The organism is Microbispora sp. GKU 823 (assembly GCF_002027145.1).
Classification (GTDB): Bacteria; Actinomycetota; Actinomycetes; order Streptosporangiales; family Streptosporangiaceae; genus Microbispora; species Microbispora siamensis.
In genome coordinates this window covers 1-20,420 of record NZ_MWJN01000066.1, presented here as the reverse complement: position 1 = coordinate 20,420, position 20,420 = coordinate 1, and the positions used below count along the sequence as shown (strand labels likewise).

Sequence of the window (20,420 nt, the reverse complement as noted above, 5' to 3'; positions counted from 1 at the left end):
GCTGCCATTGACGGCCCGGTACAACGTGAAGCGGCCGACGCCGAGGCGCTTCGCAATCTCGGGACCGTCGTCCCCAGGAGTTCACCGAGTTCTTCTACATCGAGCGAGGCTTCGGCCGTGACCGCGAACGGGTGCGTCTTGACCCCGGCTCGGACACGTTGGCCGCAGGCATACCCCCGACCTAATGTTAACGCTAACAGTCCGACCCGCCTTCGTCCTCCTCCACTTCGAGAGATCAACCGGTGGTGGTAGAGCGGAGCAAAGCCCCGGCGGGGGCACGGTGTCAAGTGACGCGGTACGTCCGGACGCGAACGCGGGAGAGGGCGAACATGGCTCAACTGCCCTATTGAGGGACTCTCCGGGGTCACCGGCGGCGACGACGGATGAAACATTCATCCGGGCGTCTGCGCTCCCGGATCGCGCACCGACCGCGGCGGTTCCGGGATCACGAGGTGATTTAGACGGCACGAGACTTTCGCAGCGGTATCCCACTCTTGACACACTTCGGTGAGGTTTCCACACTGAGCCCCGAGGTGGTCTCCGCTGTCCGGTGGTGGTGCGCGGGGCGGAGGTCCACCGTTCGCGACGCCCTCGTGGAGTGCGCTCCCTTGCACGGAGCACGGCGTCCAGCGTTGAATGCCCCGCGTTTCTCCTTTTTCTGGTTGCAGTCATGGAGGCTCAGGCATGCGCGCACACGCCGTTCCGCCGCCGGGAACCCGGCGACCCCCCACGGATTCGTCCGCGTCCGGGCCCGGCTCGCGGAGCCGGTCGCTCCGGCGTGCGATGGGCCGGTTGATGGCGGCGGCGGTGGCCGTCCTCGGGCTGTTCTCGGCGGCCATCGCGGCCCGGCCGGCGTCGGCCGCGGACAACCCCTTCCAGCGCGGGCCGAACCCGACCGTGGCGAGCGTCGCGGCCACCAGGGGGACCTTCGCGACCGCCCAGACCAGCGTGCCGGCCGGCAACGGCTTCGGCGGCGGAGTCATCTACTACCCGACCGACACCAGCCAGGGGACGTTCGGCGGGGTCGCGATCGTGCCGGGCTACTCCGCCCTGTTCGCCAACGAAGAGGCCTGGATGGGTCCCTGGCTCGCCTCGTTCGGCTTCGTGGTGATCGGCATCGAGACCAACAGCCGCACCGACAGCGCGGACGCGCGAGGGACCCAGCTGCTCGCCGCGCTGGACTACCTCACCCAGCGCAGTTCGGTACGCGACCGGGTCGACCCGAACCGGTTGTCGGTCGTCGGCCACTCCGCGGGCGGCGCGGGAGTCCTCAGCGCGCTGCTCCGGCGACCCTCCCTCAAGGCCGGGGTCGGGCTGGCGCCCGGCTCTCCGGTGGGCAACTACGACCTGTACAACGACCGGGTGCCGACGATGTTCATCTCGGGGCAGCGGGACACGACGGTCACGCAGTCGTATCTCAACGGGCTGTACAGTACGCTGCCGGCCACGACGCCGAGCGCGTGGGTGGAGATCACCGGGGTGGACCACCTGTTCGCGACGCGGGCCAACACGACCGAGATGCGGGTGCTGATCCCGTGGCTGAAGATCTGGGTGGACAACGACACCCGATACACCCAGTTCCTGTGCCCGCTGGCGGACTCCAGCAACATCTCGATGTACCGCAACAAATGCCCGTACGTGCCGCCGGGCGGGTCGTCGCCGTCGCCGAGCGCCTCCCCCTCGTCCAGCCCGTCACGCTCTCCGTCGCCCTCGCCCTCGCCGTCCACCAGTCCGTCGCCCCCGCCGCCGGGTGCCTGCGTGGCCGCGTACCACACGGTGAACTCGTGGCCCGGCGGCTACCAGGGAGAGGTCACGGTGACGACGGGCGGCTCGGCGGTCAACGGCTGGACCGTCAGGTGGACGCTCGGCAGCGGCCAGACGATCACCCAGCTGTGGAACGGCACGCTGAGCACGAGCGGTTCCGCGGTGACGGTGAAGAACGCCTCCTTCAACGGCTCACTCCCGGCGGGCGGCTCGGCCACCTTCGGGTTCCTCGCTACCGGCACGCCGTCGCCCCCCTCGTTCACCTGCACCAGCCCGTGACCGATCGCGGCACGTTGTGCCGATCGATGTCCCGTTGACACCGGAGAGGGCCGCCCACACGACCCTCTCCGGGCTCCGGCAGGGCCTGTTGTGGCGGTGGGAGAGCCTGCCGGGAAACACCTGCCCTTACCGCCACCTCGCTCAGGGCGAGCCGCTTTGCGGCGGCGCCTTCGATTACGCCAGCCGGGTGATCCCGCGCAACGACCTGCTCACCTCGGTGGCCGGGCTGGGGTCGTGGCCGTCCCAGCAGCGTGATGCGCCTGCTCAGCTGTCGAAGGCCCATACGGCGGCGGCGATCGGCTCGAGCCCTGCGGCCAGTTCGTCGAACTCGTCCGCACTGAGCACGTCGTACGCCGGCGCGGCCAGCTCGTCCGTGAGCGCCTCGATCCGCTGCCTGGTCTCCCGGCCGGCGTCGGTGAACCCGCCGGCGGCGTCCACGAGGCCGCGGCCGCGCAGCCCGTCGACCACGGCGGTGAGCCGTGCCTTGGGCAGGTGGTGGATCCGGCCGAACTCCTCCGCCCTCATTCCGAGGGAAACAGCCATGAGGACGTGGGCCTCGGTGCCGCCGATGCCGTGAGCGAGAAGGGCGGCGTTGTGGCCGTCCCCGCGGTGCTCCCGCAGCAGCGTCGCCGCGTGCCAGAGCCTGGCCACCGGCTCCTCGGGCACGTCGAGCGCCCGCAGCCCGGCGTACAGTGGTCGGCCCTCGGTCGGCGCGCTGACCGCTGCTCGGGTGGCGAGGTCGGCGGCCCGCACCAGACCGGGCGAGTCGGCAAGCTCTCCGATCATTTGCCGCAGGGCGGCGGTGCTGCCCCGTTCGCGCACGGCGATTGCCTCCTGCGGGGTGATCTTTCCCCACACCCAGGGGATGTGGCGTGCTACCTCGCCGTCGGCGAAGTTGTAGAAGACCGCGTGTACCACCTCGGCCGGTGCCGGCCCCAGCGGTGCGGCCCGGCCCGCGAAGTATCCGTCCCAGTAATTGCGCATGCCGACGGCCAGGAACGCCTCGTTCGCCACCTCGGAGAAGGTGACGGTGGCGATCGGCTCGACGAGCTCGAACATTTGGTGGATCTTGGCCTGTGAGTGCTGCTGCATCGGTCGGCATCTCCCTTGGTCGTGACGGCTGGTCGTGACAGCACCCTCGTGGGCGACCGTTCACCCTGGCTACGAACGACGCGGCCCAGATACGACAACTCCGGTCGATAATTTTCCGGTCGATTCTGCTGGGCAGCGTCGGGGTGTCACCCGGACTCGGTCACCGCTCGGTTGCCGCGGTCTGGTTGCCGGCTGGGCCAGGGTCGGTCCATGCTCGCCACTGGTCATGTCGGCCATCCGTCTGCGCAAAGAGCCCACGTCCGCAGGTTTGGACGTACGCCGATGGGCCTGGACCAGCGGAAGCTGCCGCGACCCGTGGATGCTGCGTCCACGGAAATGGTGGCGAGCAGCGCGCGGGTCTCGGCGACGACGCGGTCAGCGAAAGCAGGGTCACGGACCTGAGCGGAGCCAACCATCGGCTTGCCGTTCTCGTCGTAGTACACCCCTGTCCGATCCGACCCGTCGGTCAGTACCCCCGTGATCATCCGGGCGGCACGCTTCGGGGTGCTCCAGTACTTGATGAGGGGCGCGAGCGGCGCGGCGACGTACTTCGCCAGAAACCGGACGGCGGCGTTCGCATCGCGGCCGAGGCCGGTGCCCGGATTGAAGCCCGGTTCGACCGCGTTGAAGCGCAGCCGCGGAGTCTCACGCGCGAACGCGAGCACGGTGGCGAGGTTGCACTGCTTCGAGGTGGCGTAGGCGTCGAAGCCGGCTTTGGACGAGCCGCCGGGCCGCCATTCGCCGCGCAGGCCGGCTTCAGCCGAGATGTAGCGCCCGCCGCGGAAGCCGGCGACGACCGCGGGCTTCCGCTCCGGATTCTCGACGCCAGAGCAGACGAACACGATGTTCGCTGTAGGAGTTCGGGGCCGTCAAGAAGGCGTCGCTCGAACTGTGGCCGGCTTCGTGGTGACGGAGGCAACGGCTCGGCTCTTGCGGACACGCGGGTCCGGCGCGCGCTCAGGCGATGGAGAGAGCGGGGACTCCCGCTCCTTTCCATTTTCAACGTATAGCGGACAGGGGGGCTTGCGGCAAGACCCCGGTCGTGCCGCAAAATCGTCGCCCGGAAGCAGCGCCTGCGGAAAACGGGGGAGGCGACGTGCGTGTGTCGTTGTCGACGTACGGGTCCCGCGGGGGCGTCGAGCCCGTGACGGGGCTCGACGCGGCCGGCCGGGAAAGGCCGCCGGTGCTCGCCTGAACCACGGCGGGATCGTCGCGCCAGAACCCAGGAACACGAGAACCTGCGCAGCCTGGCGACCCGAACCGGCAACAGCCATAGGTGTCCACGCCTGCTCGTCATGGCCACCGGGTTCGTCGCGCTGGTTCGGGCACCTTGGTGCGCGTAATGGTCGCAAGCGACCCAGATCGGAGCTGATGACGTGAACCCGCTGCCCACCAGCGCGTTCGACCTTCCCGACCGCCTCGCCCACAAGGCCGATCCGAAGCTGATCGCCGCCGATGAGCAGCACTTCGCGGCCATCGCCGAAAGCCTCGAACAGTCGATCGCCGAGCTGTCCGGCCGCCTCGACGCCGAACTCAGGGCACCCGGCGGCACAGGCCGGCAGGCGCTGGACCGGGACCTGGAGGTCCACCGGCTGACCGCTCGCCTGCGCGTGCTGCGCCGCTTCGGCCTGGATCTGTGCCTCGGACACATGGTCGGCGAGGACGACTCCGAGCCCGTGTACATCGGACGGCTCGGCCTCACCGACAGCGCGGGCCGCCGGCTGCTGCTCGACTGGCGCTCCCCCGCGGCCGAGCCGTTCTTCGGAGCCACCCACGCCAACCCGATGGGGCTGACCAGCCGCCGCAGGTATCGCTGGACCCGCGGCCGGATCAGCGACTACTGGGACGAGGTGTTCACCCTGGACGGGTTCGAAGGGCACGCGGCGCTCGACGACCAGTCCGCCTTCATCGCCAGCCTGGGCAGCAGCCGGTCGCCGCGGATGCGCGACGTGCTCGGCACCATCCAGGCAGACCAGGACGCCATCATCCGCGCGGGGTCCGAGGGCGCTCTCGTCGTCGACGGCGGTCCCGGCACGGGGAAGACCGTCGTCGCCCTGCACCGATCCGCCTACCTCCTCTACTCCGACCCTCGCCTCGGTCAGCGCCGGGGCGGCGTGCTGTTCGTCGGTCCGCATCAGCCCTACCTGGCCTACGTCGCCGACGTGCTGCCCAGCCTCGGAGAGGAGGGCGTCCAGACCTGCACCCTGCGGGACCTCGTCCCCGAGGGCGCCGCGGCGGCAGTGGAGACCGACCCGGACGTGGCCCGCCTGAAGTCGTCCGCGGATCTGGTGAAGGCCATCGAGCCGGCCGTCAGGTTCTACGAGAACCCGCCCACCAAGGAGATGACGGTCACGACTCCCTGGTCCGACATCCGGCTGAGCGCCGACGATTGGGCCGAGGCGTTCGAAGCACCGGAACCCGGCACACCGCACAACGAGGCGCGCGACCAGATCTGGGAGGAGCTGCTCACGATCCTGGTGGACAAGCACGACGGCGACGCCCCGGCCGAGCTGGTCCGCAGGTCGCTGCTGCGGGACAGGGAGCTGCTCACGACCTTCAACCGCGCGTGGCCGCTCATCGAAGCGACCGACCTCGTCGGCGACCTGTGGTCGGTGCCCGCGTACCTGCGGATGTGCGCTCCCTGGCTCAGCGTGGACGACGTACGGAAGCTGCAGCGCGCGGACGCCCAGGCGTGGACGGTGTCCGACCTGCCGCTCCTGGACGCGGCGCGGCAGCGGCTCGGCGACCCGGAGGCCTCACGGCGCAGGCGCCGCCAGGACGCGCTGTCGCGGCCCAGCGCGAAGGCATGGCGCGGGTCGTCGACGACCTGATCGAGGCCGACGACTCCGAGATGCTCGTGATGTCGATGCTGCGCGGACAGGACCTGCAGGAAGCCCTGGTCGACGAGTCCGCGCTGCCCGCCGCCGACCCGGACCGGCTCGCCGGGCCGTTCGCGCACATCGTCGTGGACGAGGCTCAGGAGCTCACCGACGCGGAGTGGCAGATGCTGCTGCTGCGCTGCCCGTCCAGGAGCTTCACCATCGTCGGGGACCGCGCCCAGGCCAGGCACGGGTTCACCGAGTCGTGGCACGAACGGCTGAAGCGGATCGGGCTCGACCGGATCACCCTGGCCTCCCTGAGCATCAACTACCGGACGCCGGAAGAGGTCATGGCGGAGGCCGAGCCGGTCATCCGGGCCGTTCTCCCGGACGCCAACGTGCCGACCTCCATCCGCAGCAGTGGCGTCCCCGTCGTCCACGGATCCGTTTCGGATCTCGGCGCGATTCTCGGCGCCTGGCTCGCCGAGCATGCCGAAGGAACCGCCTGCGTCATCGGCGACCCCTCGTTCGAGGAGACCTCCCGCGTCCGGTCGCTGACCCCCGAGCTGTCGAAGGGACTCGAGTTCGACCTGGTCGTCCTCATCGACCCGGAGAGGTTCGGCGAGGGCATCGAGGGAGCGGTCGACCGCTATGTCGCCATGACCCGGGCGACCCAGCGACTCGTCATCCTCACCGGCTCCTGATGCTGGCCGTCCACCCCGCTGCCGGAGGCGGCGGTCACCACCCGATCGGGCCAAGGCGGTCGATGAAGATCCCCGTCGGCCCGTCGGCGTCGATCATCGCGAGTCTGACGATCGAATCGGTGCCCTCGGTGACCGTCAGCTGACCGGTGTGATTGTTCATGTCGGTGGCGGCGAACGTGCGGTTCGCGACTTCTCCGGGAGTGGCGACGTTGAACTTGACCTTCGGGAGCGCCTGGGCGTACCGAACGGTGATCATGTTCAGCGCCGCCTTCGACGAGCTGTAGGCGAGCTCGTGCATTTTCGAGACTGGCTGATCCGGATCGGTCACGACCGCGAAGGAGCCGCCGCCGCTGGAGACCATCACCACACGCGGATGGTCCGCCGCCTGCAGCAGGGGAAGGAACGCGTTCGTGACCCTGATCGGCCCGTAGACATTGGTGTCGTAGACGGAATGGATCTCCTCCACCGTCGTCTCCGCGGGCGCGACGACCTTTCCCGGCGTGCCGGCGTTGTTGATCAGTACGTCCAGGCGGTCGGTGTGCTCGCGGACGAGTCGTACGGCACCGGCCACCGACTCGTCCGAGGTCACGTCGAGCGGGACCATGATCACGTCGACGCCGCCGGCGGTCAGCTTGTCGGCGGCCGCCCGTCCTCGGCCCTCGTCGCGCGAGCCGAGAAAGACCGTCCAGCCTTCCTCCCCGAGCCGCCGGGCCGCCTCGAAACCGAGTCCCTTGTTGCCACCGGTGATCAGCACCGAGGTCCGCTCCGAGTTCGTCATTCGTCCTCACTCCGTTGAGTCGCGTGCCGCGCGGATCGTCCGCGCGGCGTCCTGGCGAACACGAGACGCCGGCGGCCCGCCCCCTGTGACAGCGCGGCTGTGTGACGTACGCCACCGGCCGCGGGTGTCACAGACCTGCGGGAACCGGCGTCTCGTGCGTGTGGCACAGTCGGGAGCGATGAGGCAGGAGTCGTTGATGAGCGAGGGACGAATGGACGCGGCCGAGCCGCTCGCCGGCGGCGGCCGGATGGATTCCGTCACGGATCCGGCCACGGAGGCGTTCGTCGCCCACCGCAACCTGTTGTTCACCGTCGCCTACGAGATGCTCGGTTCGGCCGCCGACGCCGAGGACGTCCTGCAGGAGGCCTGGCTGCGGTGGGCGGGCGTCGATCTCGGTACCGTGCAGGATCGGCGTGCGTACCTGGTGCGGATCGTCACCCGCCAGGCGCTGAGCAGGCTGCGTACGCTCGGCCGGCGCAGGGAGTCGTACGTCGGGCCGTGGCTGCCCGAGCCGTTGCTGACCGCGCCCGATGTGGCCGAGGACGTCGAGCTGGCCGACAGCGTCTCGACGGCGATGCTGCTGGTGCTGGAGACGCTCACGCCCACCGAGCGGGCGGTGTTCGTCCTGCGCGAGGTGTTCGACCTGGACTACGACGAGATCGCCGAGGCCGTCGGCAAGAGCCAGGCCGCCGTACGCCAGATCGCCCACCGCGCCCGCTCACACGTCGCCGCCCGACGCCCACGCGACGTCGTCTCCCCGGCCGAGACCCGCGACGCCCTCCAGGCCTTCCAACAGGCGGTCGAGACCGGCAACCTGCAACGCCTGCTCGACATCCTCGCCCCCGACGTCGTCGTCCTGAGCGACGGCGGCGGAATCAAGAGGGCCGTGGCGCGACCCGTCGTGGGGGCCGGCAAGGTGGCCCGCCTGCTGACCGCCGGCCTGAGCAGGTTCGGCGCCGAGGTGTCGGTCGAGCCGGTGCAGGTCAACGGCTGCCCGGGGCTCATCATGCGGATCGACGGGGAGATCGACGGCGTCGTGACGATGCGGATCGAGAACGGCCTCGTCGCCGGGATCTACTTCGTCCGCAATCCCGGCAAGCTGTCGCGGGTCGAACGGGAGACCGCGCTGAGCCGCTGAGAGGCCCGCGACGGCGGCCCGCGCCCCGAGACCGTGGTGACCGACACCGCTCCTACTCCGACATCGTGTTCCGCGTCGATCTGCGGCTACCAGTGCGAAGGTGTGCGGTACGGGCCCGGTGCGGGTCTGGTGCCGGCTCGGTCAAGGCGAGGTCTGGATGGTGATGCGCCGGGCCTTGGCGAGCTGGTCGGTGTCGGCGTCGATGTGGCCCAGGATCAGCAGGTCGGCGGAGGCTGAGGGACCGTCGCGGTAGAAGAGCGCGAGGTTGCCCCACGGCGCGAAGTAGGCGATGTCTCCGGCCTTGGCCGCAGCCGGTTCGGGGGCGCCGTCGGTGGTCAGCTTGCGGGGCGGGTAGCCGATCCGCTCGGTGCCGTGGAAGTCCTCCAGGTCCAGGGTGAGCGGGAGCAGGGAGGCCAGGTCGCGGGCGGCGGGGCTGCCGTTCAGGGTGGCGGCGACGCTCTGCCCGTCGAGGGTGACACGAATGTTCATGGCGCTGTTCCTCTCAGGCGGTGCGGAGGGTGTCTGCGACGCGGCCGGCCGACGGAACGAGACGGACGGCTCCGAAGACGGCTCGGCGGAGGGAGCCGACTGGCCGCTACTGCAAGCCGTCATAGCCACGGCCAGTGCCATCGCGACAGCAAGACGAAGAGAGGCACGGGCATGGGCGGTCTCTGGTCCATCCTGTTGACGGCTCGGTGTCGTCTGGCAGAGCGGGGTCATCCGGTGGCCGGGGCGGCGGCGTACTGCTCGTCGGTGACAGGTGCCAGCCAGTGCACGACGTCGTGGTCGGCGTCGCTCTCGTTGATGGCCAGGTGGACCATCAGCCGGTTCGGTGCGGCGCCGTGCCAGTGCTCCTCATCGGCCTCGAACAGCACGCGGTCACCGGGCCGGATGACCTCGACCGGCCCGCCCCGACGCTGGCACAGGCCGATCCCTTCGGTGACGAAGACGGTCTGGCCCAGCGGGTGGCGGTGCCAGTGGGTCCGCGCCCCGGGCATGAAGTGCACCAGATTGGCGGTGACGCGGGACGGGGCGGGAGCGGCGGCGACGGCGTCGATGTAGACCTCGCCGGTGAACCAGTCTGCCGGGCCTTTGACGGTGTCGATCGAGCTTCGCGTGATCTGCATGGTCGTTCCTTGTCTGTGAGCGTGATGGTTAGCGGCCGGTCCTCCCGGCGCGGGCGATCGGATGCGGTCAGGACTTCAGGAGGGTCTTGATGGCATGGCGTTCGTCCATGGCCCGGTAGCCCTCGGCGACCTGGACAAGGGGAAGGGTGAGGTCGAAGATCTTGCCCGGGTCGATGGCGCCGGTCAGCGCCTTGATCCGGGCCACGCCCTGCTCGCCACGCCTGCCAGGTAACCGTCTCTTGGCGCGCGCAGCGAGTCACCGTCATGGGGTGTACCAGCAGTACATCCCTACGGCCGCGGGCGGGACGTACCCGTCGAGGGGTGGACAACCGTGAAGAGGTCCGCGAGTTCCTGACCTCGCGGCGCGCGAAGATCCTCCGAGCAGGCCGGGCTGCCCTCGGGTTCCCGGCGCCGGGTGCCGGGACTGCGCCGCAGCGAGGCTGATTTCCGTGCTCAGCTTCCTCGCGGGCCGAAACCGGAACGACCCGGCAGTCCGCCCCGGGACCGGTGCCGGCCGCTTCAGCGTCCGGCGCCGGGCTCGTCCTCCGGCGCCGTGCCGTACATGCGGGACAGGTCCGCGACGGCCTCGGCCATCAGCGCGCGGAGGTCGGCCGGCTCCAGCACCTCGACGAGGACGCCCATGCGCAGGAACAGCCACCGGGCGTGCGTGAGGGACTCGATCGGCAGCGTCAGCCGGGTCCAGCCGCCGGGCTCCGGCTGTCCGTCGGCGAGCGCCTTGTCGACGACGTCTCCTCCCAGGGTGTATCGGAGCAGGTCCTCCGCGCCGGGCGCGAGCCGTATCACCGCCTCGGCCGTGTACATGCGTGAGGCGAACTCCGCGGCGAAACCGCGCCAGAAATCGGCGAGATCGAAGTCCTGCGGCCGTTCGAAGCGCTCGGACAGCACCTCGGCCTCGATGATCCGGCTCACCCGGTAGGTCCGCACCGTGCCCGAGCAGGCGGCGGCGAGATACCAGGAACCGCCCTTGAGAACCAGCCCGTAGGGATGCACCAGCCGCTCCACCTCGGTCGGTCCCCATCGGCGGTAGCGGAGCCGGAGCATCCGCTCCTCCCACACCGCCTCGGCGACCTCCATGAGGAACGGCGCCTCGTCGGCGCCGCGATACCAGCCCGGCACGTCGAGGTGGAATCTCTCCCGCATCTTGGCCGCGTGGGAACGCGGCTCGGGCGGCAGCGCGGCCAGTAGCTTCAGCTCCGCCGCGGCGGCGAAGTCGGCGAGCCCGAGTTCGGCGGCCGGCCCCGGGAGGCCGGCGAGGAACAGGGAGGACGCCTCCTCGACCGTGAGCCCGTTCAGGCGGGTACGGTAGCCGTCGAGCAGCCGATATCCGCCGAGCGGCCCACGGTCGGCGTAGACGGGCACACCGGCGGCCGACAGGGCTTCGACGTCCCTGTAGACGGTGCGGACGGAAACCTCCAGCTCTTCGGCGATCTCGGTGGCGGTCATCCTGCCGCGTGTCTGTAGCAGGAGCAGCAGGGACAGCAACCGGCTCGCGCGCATGTAACCAGTCTGCCACCTTTACGATGTAGATTTATTTGCTTTCGCACATAGGCTGTGTTCAAATGCACGCATGGAAAGTGCCGAACGGATCCGGGCCATCATGAACGCGCTGCGTACGTCCGACAGCGTCTCCGTGTCCGAACTGGCGCTGGCGTACGGCGTCTCGGAGATGACCATCCGCCGCGACCTGGACGAACTCGCCCAGCAAGGGGTGGTGCGGCGCGTTCGCGGCGCGCCCTGAGCCTGCTGCTGCGGGGCGAGGAGCCGCCGTTCGGTGTACGCGAGCGGGAGGCGATCGATGCCAAGCGCCGCATCGGCGCCGAGGTCGCCGGCCTGCTGGCCGACGGCGAGGCCGTGCTGCTCGACGGCGGCACGACCGCGCTCGAAGTCGCCCGAGCCGTACGCGAGCGCCGCCTGACCATCCTGCCGCTGGCGCTCCAGGCGGCGCAGGAACTGGCGGGCGCACCCCGCGTTCGCCTCGTCCTGCCCGGCGGGGAGGTGCGGCACGGGGAGATGAACTTCGTGGGGCCGCTCACCGAGACGTCGATCAAGGCCCTCCGGTTCGACACCGCGGTGATCGGTTGCTGCGGCCTGTCGGCCGAACACGGCCTGACCGCGCACGACCTGCCGGAGGTCGCCATCAAACAGGCCGCGATCGCCTCGGCCCGCCGCGTCGTCGTCGCGTGCGACTCGGGGAAGTTCACCCGTACGGCGTTCGGCGCGGTCTGCGGGCTCGACCGGCTCGACGTGGTCGTCACCGACGAGAACATCCCCCGGGACCAGCACGATGCTCTCACCGCCGCCGGCGTCGCCGTGCGCACCGTTCCCGCCTCCGTTCCCGTCACCTGAGCACCCGCAGGGGTGCCGTCGTCCTGGGATCGCCCCCGCGTCGGACCTGGGCCGGGCGGATACGCGAGACGGGAGTCCTCCTCCGACCCCGGGTTCCGCCCTCAGATGCCGTTCCGGGAGGTCGCCAAGCCGGGCGGTTTCCCGCGCGGGAGGCGCGAACACCCTCCTTGATCGTTCGCACACCTCGCCGGCGCCGACAGGTTCACCCAGCCCGTCCGTACGGCTGCATCGCACACGAGCGGACCTCCGCGGCAGCACGCCGGCCTGATGTCCCGCCATCCCTCACCGGGCCACTCCCGCGACGACACCCGCGACGACACCCGCGACGACACCGACGAATCTTCCGGTACGAACCTCCCAGCGCCCCGAGGAGCACCACATGGCTCTGTCCGTCCCCGCCCGTCCGGCGCTTCTGCGCGCCCGCGTGGCCGTCTACGGACTGTTCCTGCTGTCCGGCATGGCCATGGGCACGTGGACCAGCCGGATCCCCGCCATCAAGGCGGGCCTGCGGCTGAGCGACGGCGCGCTCAGCCTGGGACTGCTCGGCATCGCGGCCGGCGCCATCACCGGCATGCAGGTCGTCGGCCGGTTGGTGGACCGCTACGGCAGCTACCGGACCATGCTGCCGGTGGCCATCGCCCAGGGCCTCGTCCTCGTGCTTCCCGCCTACATGCCGAGCCTGCCGGCGCTCGCGCTCTCCCTGTTCGTGTTCGGCGCGGTCTGCGGCACGCTCGACGTCGCGATGAACGCCAACGCCGTGGTGGTGGAGCGGGCGTCCGGAAAGTCGATCATGTCGTCCTTCCACGCGGTGTTCAGCGTCGGAGGGTTCGTGGGGGCATCCGCCGGCGGCATGTTCGCCCACGCCGGGATGAGCCCCGGCGTCACCTTCGCGGCGATGGGTGCGGTGATCCTGCTCATCGCCCTGCTGAGCGCCCGCTGGGCGACGCGCGACGAGCCGGCGCGGGAGGCGGCGCAGCCGGGCTCCCCCGAGGCGCGACCCGCACGCCGGCGCGTCGGCGGCACCGTGCTGCTCCTCGGCGTCCTCGCGTTCTGCTGCATGATCGGCGAAGGCGCCGCGGCCGACTGGGGCTCGGTCTACCTGCGTGACAACCTGGGCTCCTCCCCCGGCTTCGCCGCTGCCGCGTACGCCGCGTTCTCGATCATGATGACGGCGGGCAGGTTCGCCGGGGACCGCCTCGCCGCCTGGCTGGGGCAGGTCACGCTGGTGCGCTGCTGCGGAGGGCTCGCCGGGGCAGGTCTCGCGGCCGGGATCCTCGTCGGCGAACCCGTTGCCGGGGTCGTCGGGTTCGGTCTGTTCGGCGCGGGCCTGTCGTGCATCATCCCGCAGGTGTTCTCGGCCGCCGGGCACCGCGACCCGGCCCAGTCGGGCCGCGCGCTCGCCGCCGTGGCGAGCCTCGGCTACACCGGCTTCCTCGCCGGTCCCGTTCTGATCGGCGGCCTGGCCGAGGCCGTCACCCTTCCGCACGCGCTGCTGGTGCCCGCCGTGCTGGCGTTGTTCGTGGCCCTCACCGCTCCGGCGCTGCGCTCGCCCCGTCCGGAGCCCGCGGCCGATCGCCACGCCGAGCCCGTCCGGGACTGAGACGGCGGAGGGCAAGGGTTGGATCGGACGGGTCCGGGCAGTGGTGGGGCGTGGCCGTCACCAACGATCCCGAGGAACCGGTCCCCGCGCACCGGCGGCTCGCGGCGATGCTTCGCGAGGAGATAGTGCGCGGCCGGATCGAGCCCGACGCCCCTCGCCGTCCGAGGAGCGTCTTGTGCGTGAGCACGGGTTCGCCGCCGAAGACGTACGCCGCGCCGTCGAGGTGCTCAGCGGCGAGGGCCTCGTGTACACGATCGAGGGACAGGGGGCGTACGTGTCCACCCGGGCCGAGGAGACGGGCGGCGGCTGAGCGGTCAGCCGACCGTCCCGTCCCCCACCGATACGGCTATCCGGCCTGCCCGGACGAGCGGGGCTCGCGCCACATGGGGTACATGACCGGGCCGCCGGGAAGCCGGAGCAACTCGGGCATGTCGACGTAGCCGTGGCGGAGATAGAGCCGCCGGCTCGCCTCGCTGCTCGCCTCCAGATAGGCCGGGATCCCCTCGGCGTCGAGTTTGCGGTGATGCTCCTCCAGCAGCAGGGTGCCCAGGCCGCGGCCGGTCCTCCCCCGCTCCAGCGCGAGGAACGCCAGGTAGTGGTGGGGCTCCCGGGGGTGGAGCTTCTCCGTCAGCTGCCCGAAGAGGCCGTAGCGTTCGGCGTTGTCCCCCGCGAAGGACGCGATCGCCTCCTGCTCTCCGGGGATCTCGGGGAACGGCGCGGCGAACCAGACCGCCACACCGGCCAGCTCGCCCGACTCGTGGATGCCGTAGACGTCGCCGTGCTCCAGCGCATGCCCGGCCCACATCGTGAAGAACCGCCGCTGCATCGGCAGCCGGTCTTCCGCCCGCGGGATGAGCCACCTGGTGATCTCGTCGGTGTGGAAGGTTTCGGCGATGAGCCCGCCGGCCGCTGCCGCGTCCGTCATCCGGGTGATCTCGATCGTCACTTGACGCCCCCGTTGAGGGCCTGGGCGCCCAGGCCGATGTTGGCGTACACCTCGGGCCGGATCGACTTCAGCACCCGGCCCCAGACCAGGCCGAAGACGATCGCGACAACGAAGATACCGGGCAGGATCCAGCGGAGGACCGAGTCGGGCTCGACCCCGAGGACCGTGTCGAAGTTGACCAGGGTGAGGCAGATGATCACGCAGAGCGCCAGGATCGCCAGGGCCGGGGCCACGCGGGTGCGCCAGGTCGTCTCCCCCCGCGGATCGCGGGCGAAGAACACGATCACCGAGATCGAGGTGACGGTGAGCAGGGTCAGCAGCCCGAGCCCGCCGAAGGTGCCGAAGATGAAGAACATCTTGGTGACCGGGTCGAGGCCGGAGATCGCGTAAACGATGATCACGATCAGCCCGAGCACCGTCTGCAGCAGGGACCCGGCGATCGGCGCGGCGGTCCGGGCCGAGGTGCGGCCGAAGATCGAGGGCAGGACGTTCTCCCGGCCCAGGGCGAAGATGTAGCGGGCCGTGGTGTTGTGGAAGGCGATCATGCAGGCGATGCTGCTGGTCACGAACAGCACCGAGCCGATCGTCGAGACGGCGGAGCCCAGGTGGGCGGCGGCCTGGTTGAAGATCAGCTCGGTCCCCTGCTCCGAGGCGGCCTTGACGATACCGTCCGGCCCGGTCGGCACCGTCTGCGCCCACGCGGAGAACGCGTATAGCACGGCGATGATCGCGATGCCCAGGTAGGTGGCGATGGGCACGGTCCTGTGGCGGTCCTTGGACTCCTCGGCGAAGACCACCGACGACTCGATGCCGGCGAACCCCGCGACGACGGTGGCGAGCGCGGCACCCACGCCGGGCACGAACAGCGCGCCGGGAGTGAAGCCCTCGAGGCTGAGACCGCCCGGGGCCGCGTGGGTCACATCGCCGAGGTCGAACAGCAGCACGATGGCGATCTCACTGACCAGCAGGATGGACAGGATCTTTCCGTTGACGTCCACCCGCAGCAGGCCGAGCACGCCGGTCACCACCCAGGCCACGAGCGCGATCACCCACCACGGGGGCGAGCCGCCGAACCAGTCGACGAGCAGCGGCTCGGCCGCCGATCCGATGATTCCGTAGAGGCCGAGTTGCAGCGCGTTGTACGCCAGCAGCGCCACCCAGGCGGTCGCGACTCCCTGGGTCCGGCCGAGCCCCTGGGCGGCATAGGCATAAAAAGCGCCCGCGTTCACCACGTGCCTGGCCATCGTCACGTATCCGACGGCGAATAGCGCGAAAATGGCGCCCAGCATCAGGAATGCGAACGGGACACCGATGACGCCCGTCACCGTGTACGCCGTAGGGACCGAACCCGCGACGACCATCAGCGGCGCCGCCGCGGAGATGACGAAGAAAACGATGGACGGCACGCCGAGCCGGTCCTCGGCCAGTGCGGCGGTGACGGCGCTGGGCCGTTGCTGTGTGAGGGACACCTGGAACTCCGTGTGAGGGGGGTTGCTGGTCACCGGCGGCTGATGACGGCCTGACCGACGGCGACCTTGGTCTGGGCGATGAGTCTCCGCAGGGGTACGGGGAGCATGGCGGTCACGGCGGCCACGAACCGGGGATCGTGCTCGGACAGCACCCGCTGGGCGCAGCCGGCCGCGTCCAGGAGCCCCAGGAGGACGCAGTCCCCGGTCACCGGCGGCTTGCGTCGCTGCACGGCGAGGTTCAGGCGGGCGAGCGGCCACGCGGCCGTGTTCATGTCCGCGGGAGCCGGGGGCTGCTGCTTCAGCAGGTGCCTGACCGGCGGCTTCAGCAGGTTCGCGGCGATCATCCTGGCGGTGACGTCGGCGTAGATCGTACGAGCGAAGAAGAGGAGCCACGTGCCGACCGGGTGGTGCGGTTCGGCGATGACGTGCCCGAGCACCGCCGTGGTGAGCGGGTCACCGGTGGCGTCCGGGGACGTCGGGTAGAGGCGTTCCGGGTTCGACCCGAAGTCGAGCGCCACGCGCTCGGCGAGCATCAGTTCGCCGAGGACCCCGCCGGCCAGCGCCAGCCCCGTGAGCCGGGAATGAAGCAGCGGATGGCCCGTCACATTGTCGTGCAGGACAAAGTACAGGTCATCGACAAGGGACGGGCTCGAAAGATCGCTTTCAGCCACGGTCGGCGATGATATAGGCGAAATGTTCCGCCTGTCATCGCACAAATTCACCACCGGGCGTTCTCCACGCGGAATGCGAGAATTGTGCCAACCGGAACATACTTTTCGGCTAATGCAACTACGGCCCGTCCCGCGGACGGTCACAACGGGCGACGGAAATCGGCCGGCGGTCGTGATTGCCGGCGAGCGGGTTCGGGAGAACAAGGGCAGCGCACCGTCCGCGAGAAGCGCGCCGGTCCTCTCATCGGATCAGGACGTTGGCCAGGATCGTGAGCAGGATTGACGCGACGACCGAGATGACGATCATCAGGAGACAGCCCGCCGCTCCCCCGAGTGGCCGAATCTTGAAATTTCCGGGCATGGCGTCCTCCCCCGTGGCTGCTCGATGTGCGCCTACCCTCGGCCCTCCTGGCGAACCTAGTGCGGTTTGTCCGTTTTACGGCCGGGCATCGTCGGCCTATGACCACCCAGGACGACAGGGGCGCGGCGGCCCTGGCCCGCGCCCACGGGCTTTTCAACATCGCCGGCGGGCTGTGGCCGCTGCTGCACCTGCCGAGCTTCGAGAAGGTGTTCGGCGCGAAGACCGACCGATGGCTCGAGCGCACCGTCGCCGGGCTGCTCGTCGGGATCGGATGGACGCAGATCCGCGCCGCGTCCACTCCCGGCGGCGCCGACCACGCGCGCCGGCTCGGCATGGCCACGGCGGCGACGCTGCTCGCCGTCGACCTGGTCTACGTGCCCATGGGCCGCGTCCGGCCCACCTATCTGCTCGACGCGGCGGCCGAGGCGATGTGGCTGCGCGCCTGGCGGGCCCGCGCCGTACGGCCGGAGCCTCCGTCCACGCGCGCCGGCTCGATGTTCGCCGCGGCGGCGGCGCTGGCCGCCGGATGCGCCACGGGCGGTGTGCTGGCCGCGCGGATGCTGCGGCGGCGGCGGGCGGAGCCGGGCGATTCGGAGCTCACCCGGGCCCGGTACATACGTCACCCCGCGGCGCGGTGATCGCAGGTTACGGACCACGACGACGGGTAGAGCGAACGGCAGTTCGACAATGGAGGAGTCATGGACCGAGGACCTGTGGAGAAGGACCCCGAGGAGTGGGCGACCGGGGACGAGCCGATGACCGCGCCGCAGGAGTCCTACCTGCGCACACTGGCCAGGGAGGCCGGGCGGGACGTGCCGGAAGGGCTCAGCAAGGCCGAGGCCTCCAAGCTGATCGACGAGCTGCAGGACCAGAGTCGCCGTCTGAACGAGAACGGCTGAAGCAAGCCCAGGGAAGCGAGCCCATGCACAGGGCCGCCCGGGACGATCCCGGGCGGCCCTGTGACGTCGACCCGTGCCGCCGGCCCCACCTCATCCGGGCAGCGTCTCGCCGCCGATCGGGGCGAGGACCTCACCGGTGTAGTACGACGACAGCCGGTTGGCGGCGAAGAACACGTACGAGGGAGCGATCTCGTCCGGGTCGGCCGGCCGGCCCATCGGCACCTGCTGGCCGAACTTGCCCACCTTCTCCTCGGGGAACGTGGACGGGATGAGCGGCGTCCAGACCGGGCCGGGGGCCACGGCGTTGATCCTGATCCCCCGTTCGACCAGCACCTGGGCCATGGAGTAGGTGAACGCGTTGATCGCGCCCTTGGTCGCGGAGTAGTCGATCAGGGTCTTGTTGCCGCGCAACCCGTTGATCGACGAGGTGTTGACGATCGAGCCGCCCTCGGGCATGTGCCGCAGCGCGGCTTTCGTGACCCAGAAGTAGCTGTGGATGTTCACCGCGAAGGTGCGCTCCCACTGATCATTGGACAGCTCTTCCAGTGACTGCACCGGTGACTGCGTGGCCACGTTGTTCACGAGCACGTCGATCCCGCCCAGCTCGCGGACCGTGCGTTCCACGACCTCCTCGCAGTGGCGGGGATCGGCGAGGTCTCCCGGAATGATCAGACAGCGGCGGCCCTTCTGCTCCACCAGCTTCCTGGTGTGCTCGGCGTCCTCGTGCTCGGTCAAGTACGCGATAGCGACGTCCGCCCCCTCCTTGGCGAACGCCACGGCGACGGCCCGCCCGATGCCGGAGTCGCCGCCGGTGACGAGGGCACGCTTGCCCGCGAGCAGGTCGCGTCCGGTGTAGTCGCGCATCTCGTCCCTGGGCTCGGGCGTCATCTCGCCCGTCCGGCCGGGGTACGGCTGCGTCTGCGGTGGCGGTGTGGAGTTCGACTGCTCAGACATGCACGTCGGGTACCCCTGCCTATCCAGGGCAAACGACCGGCGAGGAGCCCCGAGGCGATCGCCCGATGGATACACACTGTTACCTATCCATCACGCTTTAACGTCCCGAGACGGGACATCGGGTATGACGTTGCCATGACACCCCGGTCGCGGATCACTCCGCTCGACGTGGTCTGGAGAACGTGTGACGCCGTGCCCGAGTGCCTCGGCGTCGCCCACGAGCCGTACGGCAGATGCCTGGCGCACCTCACGCCGGCCGAGGCGGCCGAGCTGCTGCGCGGCCTGACGCCCGGTCAGGCCCTCGACCTGCGCGGCACCGTACTGTCGGAGGACCTGCTCACGCGGGTCCTCGACGGCGTGGAGCGCCGTATCGGCAGGGCGAGGTTCGACCGTGCCGTCTTCACCGGCCCGGCCCGCTTCGGCGAGGTCGTCTTCGCCGGTGACGCGACCTTCGACCACGCCAGGTTCGACCGGCTCGCCTCGTTCTACGGCGCCCGGTTCCTCGGCAACGTCTCCTTCCGCGAGGCCCGGTTCCTGCGCGAGTTCTCCCTGCACGACGCGCGGGTGTGCGGTCATGCCGCGTTCGACCACGTCACGGTGCGCGGCGACGCCCTGTTCGGCGCCGCGCGGTTCGGCACCCCGCCACCCGGAGGCACGGCCAACGCGTCGTTCCAGAAGGCGTCGTTCCAAAGGGCGCAATTCCACGGGTTCGCCACGTTCGACGCGGCCACCTTCCACGGGGACGCCTGCTTTCGCGGCGCCCGCTTCCACCGGGCCGTCTCCTTCCGCGGTTCGGACTGCGGGGCGAGCGCCGAGTTCCAGGGCGCCCGTTTCGAGGGGGCGGCCTACCTCGGCCCGATGCGGATCGTGCGGCGCCTGTCGCTCGCGGGCGTACGGGCCTGCGCGCCGTTGCACATAGACACCGGCGGATGCCGTGTGGTGCTTCGCGCGGCGGCCGTCCTCGGGCGGCTCGCCGCACGGCTGTCCGACGCCGAGGTCGACCTGCGGGACGCGACGCTCGCCGGGCTGTCCGCCGTCACCCGGCGCTCCGGCCGGCTGCGCGTGACCTCGCTCGACGGCCTCGACGCGGGCGCGCTCACGCTGACCGGGGCGGACCTGCGGGCGTGCGGCCTCGGCGGGTTGCGCCGTCCCGAGGGCCTGCGCCTGCGGGAGTGCCTGTTCGCCGCGCCCCCGGGCGGGCTCGGGCTGCGCCTGGGCTGGCCGCCCGTACGGTGGTGGAGCCGCCGCCGGGTCATCGCCGACGAGCACCTGTGGCGGGGATGGCCGGCGCAGGCGCCGACGAGCACGCGGCCGGTCCGGCCGGGGAGCGGGAGCCCGACCCGGCGCGCCTGGCGGTTCTGTACGAGCGCCTGCGGCCGGGCGTCGACGACGCGCGCGTGGCGGCCGACTTCGCGTTCGGGGCCTGGAGATGCGGCGGCTGGCAGCCGCGCG

The 20,420-nt window shown here is 70.6% G+C and carries 19 protein-coding genes and 2 pseudogenes; 10 read left to right on the top strand and 11 right to left on the bottom strand.

What is annotated here, in order from left to right:
* The first annotated feature begins 783 nt into the window (after nucleotides 1–783).
* Entirely contained in the window at nucleotides 784–2,043 is a 1,260-nt protein-coding gene (locus B1L11_RS52220; RefSeq protein ID WP_143737622.1) for a cellulose binding domain-containing protein, read from the top strand.
* Between the two features lie 264 nt (nucleotides 2,044–2,307).
* On the opposite strand, the gene B1L11_RS28965 is transcribed toward B1L11_RS52220, so the two are convergent.
* Nucleotides 2,308–3,135 carry a MarR family winged helix-turn-helix transcriptional regulator gene (locus tag B1L11_RS28965; protein ID WP_218671376.1) on the bottom strand — a complete coding sequence of 276 codons (828 nt, stop codon included), beginning with the start codon at nucleotides 3,133–3,135 and terminating at the stop codon, nucleotides 2,308–2,310.
* A 224-nt stretch (nucleotides 3,136–3,359) separates the two neighbouring features.
* Entirely contained in the window at nucleotides 3,360–3,977 is a 618-nt protein-coding gene (locus tag B1L11_RS28960; protein WP_079318123.1) for a hypothetical protein, read from the bottom strand.
* Nucleotides 3,978–4,511: 534 nt separating this feature from the next.
* Between B1L11_RS28960 and helR the strand changes: the two are divergent.
* Nucleotides 4,512–6,658: pseudogene (gene helR / locus B1L11_RS28955) on the top strand (RNA polymerase recycling motor ATPase HelR).
* Between the two features lie 34 nt (nucleotides 6,659–6,692).
* Here helR and B1L11_RS28950 read toward each other — a convergent pair.
* On the bottom strand, nucleotides 6,693–7,436 hold the full coding sequence (locus B1L11_RS28950; RefSeq protein ID WP_079318121.1) for an SDR family oxidoreductase: 744 nt from the start codon (nucleotides 7,434–7,436) through the stop codon (nucleotides 6,693–6,695).
* Between the two features lie 196 nt (nucleotides 7,437–7,632).
* Between B1L11_RS28950 and B1L11_RS28945 the strand changes: the two genes are divergently transcribed.
* Nucleotides 7,633–8,574, top strand: a complete 942-nt coding sequence (locus tag B1L11_RS28945; RefSeq protein WP_372974740.1) for an RNA polymerase sigma-70 factor — start codon at nucleotides 7,633–7,635, stop codon at nucleotides 8,572–8,574.
* Nucleotides 8,575–8,715: 141 nt separating this feature from the next.
* On the opposite strand, the gene B1L11_RS28940 is transcribed toward B1L11_RS28945, so the two are convergent.
* From B1L11_RS28940 to B1L11_RS28930, 4 genes and pseudogenes are all read right to left on the bottom strand, one after another.
* Complete coding sequence (locus B1L11_RS28940; RefSeq protein WP_079318117.1) at nucleotides 8,716–9,063, bottom strand: cyclophilin-like fold protein; 348 nt, start codon at nucleotides 9,061–9,063, stop codon at nucleotides 8,716–8,718.
* Between the two features lie 227 nt (nucleotides 9,064–9,290).
* Nucleotides 9,291–9,701, bottom strand: coding sequence for a cupin domain-containing protein (locus B1L11_RS28935; protein ID WP_079318115.1), 411 nt, complete (start codon nucleotides 9,699–9,701; stop codon nucleotides 9,291–9,293).
* Nucleotides 9,702–9,768: 67 nt separating this feature from the next.
* Nucleotides 9,769–9,888, bottom strand: a pseudogene (locus B1L11_RS45720) (IMP dehydrogenase); the annotation flags it as partial.
* Nucleotides 9,889–10,220: 332 nt separating this feature from the next.
* Nucleotides 10,221–11,219 (bottom strand): YafY family protein, encoded by a 999-nt coding sequence (locus tag B1L11_RS28930; protein ID WP_079318113.1) that lies wholly within the window; start codon nucleotides 11,217–11,219, stop codon nucleotides 10,221–10,223.
* A 70-nt stretch (nucleotides 11,220–11,289) separates the two neighbouring features.
* Between B1L11_RS28930 and B1L11_RS52215 the strand changes: the two genes are divergently transcribed.
* From B1L11_RS52215 to B1L11_RS52210, 4 genes are all read left to right on the top strand, one after another.
* On the top strand, nucleotides 11,290–11,460 hold the full coding sequence (locus tag B1L11_RS52215; RefSeq protein WP_256862986.1) for a DeoR family transcriptional regulator: 171 nt from the start codon (nucleotides 11,290–11,292) through the stop codon (nucleotides 11,458–11,460).
* A 113-nt stretch (nucleotides 11,461–11,573) separates the two neighbouring features.
* A complete protein-coding gene (locus tag B1L11_RS28925; RefSeq protein WP_256862985.1) occupies nucleotides 11,574–12,068 on the top strand; it encodes a DeoR/GlpR family DNA-binding transcription regulator in 495 nt (164 codons plus the stop codon).
* Between the two features lie 379 nt (nucleotides 12,069–12,447).
* Nucleotides 12,448–13,668, top strand: a complete 1,221-nt coding sequence (locus tag B1L11_RS28920; RefSeq protein ID WP_079318111.1) for an MFS transporter — start codon at nucleotides 12,448–12,450, stop codon at nucleotides 13,666–13,668.
* A 175-nt stretch (nucleotides 13,669–13,843) separates the two neighbouring features.
* Nucleotides 13,844–13,978 carry a hypothetical protein gene (locus B1L11_RS52210; protein ID WP_256862984.1) on the top strand — a complete coding sequence of 45 codons (135 nt, stop codon included), beginning with the start codon at nucleotides 13,844–13,846 and terminating at the stop codon, nucleotides 13,976–13,978.
* 36 nt (nucleotides 13,979–14,014) lie between these two features.
* Here the strand turns inward: B1L11_RS52210 and B1L11_RS28915 are convergent, their stop codons facing one another.
* The 3 genes from B1L11_RS28915 to B1L11_RS28905 are packed head-to-tail and all read right to left on the bottom strand — an operon-like array spanning nucleotide 14,015 to nucleotide 16,754.
* Nucleotides 14,015–14,614: a GNAT family N-acetyltransferase gene (locus B1L11_RS28915; RefSeq protein ID WP_079318110.1), complete on the bottom strand. Its 600-nt coding sequence runs from the start codon at nucleotides 14,612–14,614 to the stop codon at nucleotides 14,015–14,017.
* Nucleotides 14,611–16,083 (bottom strand): APC family permease, encoded by a 1,473-nt coding sequence (locus B1L11_RS28910; protein WP_143737621.1) that lies wholly within the window; start codon nucleotides 16,081–16,083, stop codon nucleotides 14,611–14,613. Before B1L11_RS28910 ends, B1L11_RS28915 begins: the two co-directional genes overlap by 4 nt.
* 29 nt (nucleotides 16,084–16,112) lie before the next feature.
* Complete coding sequence (locus B1L11_RS28905) at nucleotides 16,113–16,754, bottom strand: GPP34 family phosphoprotein (protein ID WP_179155373.1); 642 nt, start codon at nucleotides 16,752–16,754, stop codon at nucleotides 16,113–16,115.
* 459 nt (nucleotides 16,755–17,213) lie between these two features.
* On the opposite strand from B1L11_RS28905, the gene B1L11_RS28900 reads away from it, so the two are divergent.
* Together B1L11_RS28900 and B1L11_RS28895 are read left to right on the top strand one after the other, a co-directional pair.
* Nucleotides 17,214–17,753, top strand: coding sequence for a hypothetical protein (locus B1L11_RS28900; protein WP_204048550.1), 540 nt, complete (start codon nucleotides 17,214–17,216; stop codon nucleotides 17,751–17,753).
* Between the two features lie 60 nt (nucleotides 17,754–17,813).
* Nucleotides 17,814–18,014, top strand: a complete 201-nt coding sequence (locus B1L11_RS28895) for a DUF3072 domain-containing protein (protein WP_079318106.1) — start codon at nucleotides 17,814–17,816, stop codon at nucleotides 18,012–18,014.
* A 90-nt stretch (nucleotides 18,015–18,104) separates the two neighbouring features.
* Here the strand turns inward: B1L11_RS28895 and B1L11_RS28890 are convergent, their stop codons facing one another.
* Nucleotides 18,105–18,968, bottom strand: coding sequence for an SDR family oxidoreductase (locus B1L11_RS28890; RefSeq protein ID WP_079318104.1), 864 nt, complete (start codon nucleotides 18,966–18,968; stop codon nucleotides 18,105–18,107).
* A 135-nt stretch (nucleotides 18,969–19,103) separates the two neighbouring features.
* Here B1L11_RS28890 and B1L11_RS45710 point away from each other — a divergent pair.
* Nucleotides 19,104–20,420: pentapeptide repeat-containing protein (locus tag B1L11_RS45710; RefSeq protein WP_179155372.1), on the top strand; the 1,317-nt coding region annotated here is incomplete at its 3' end.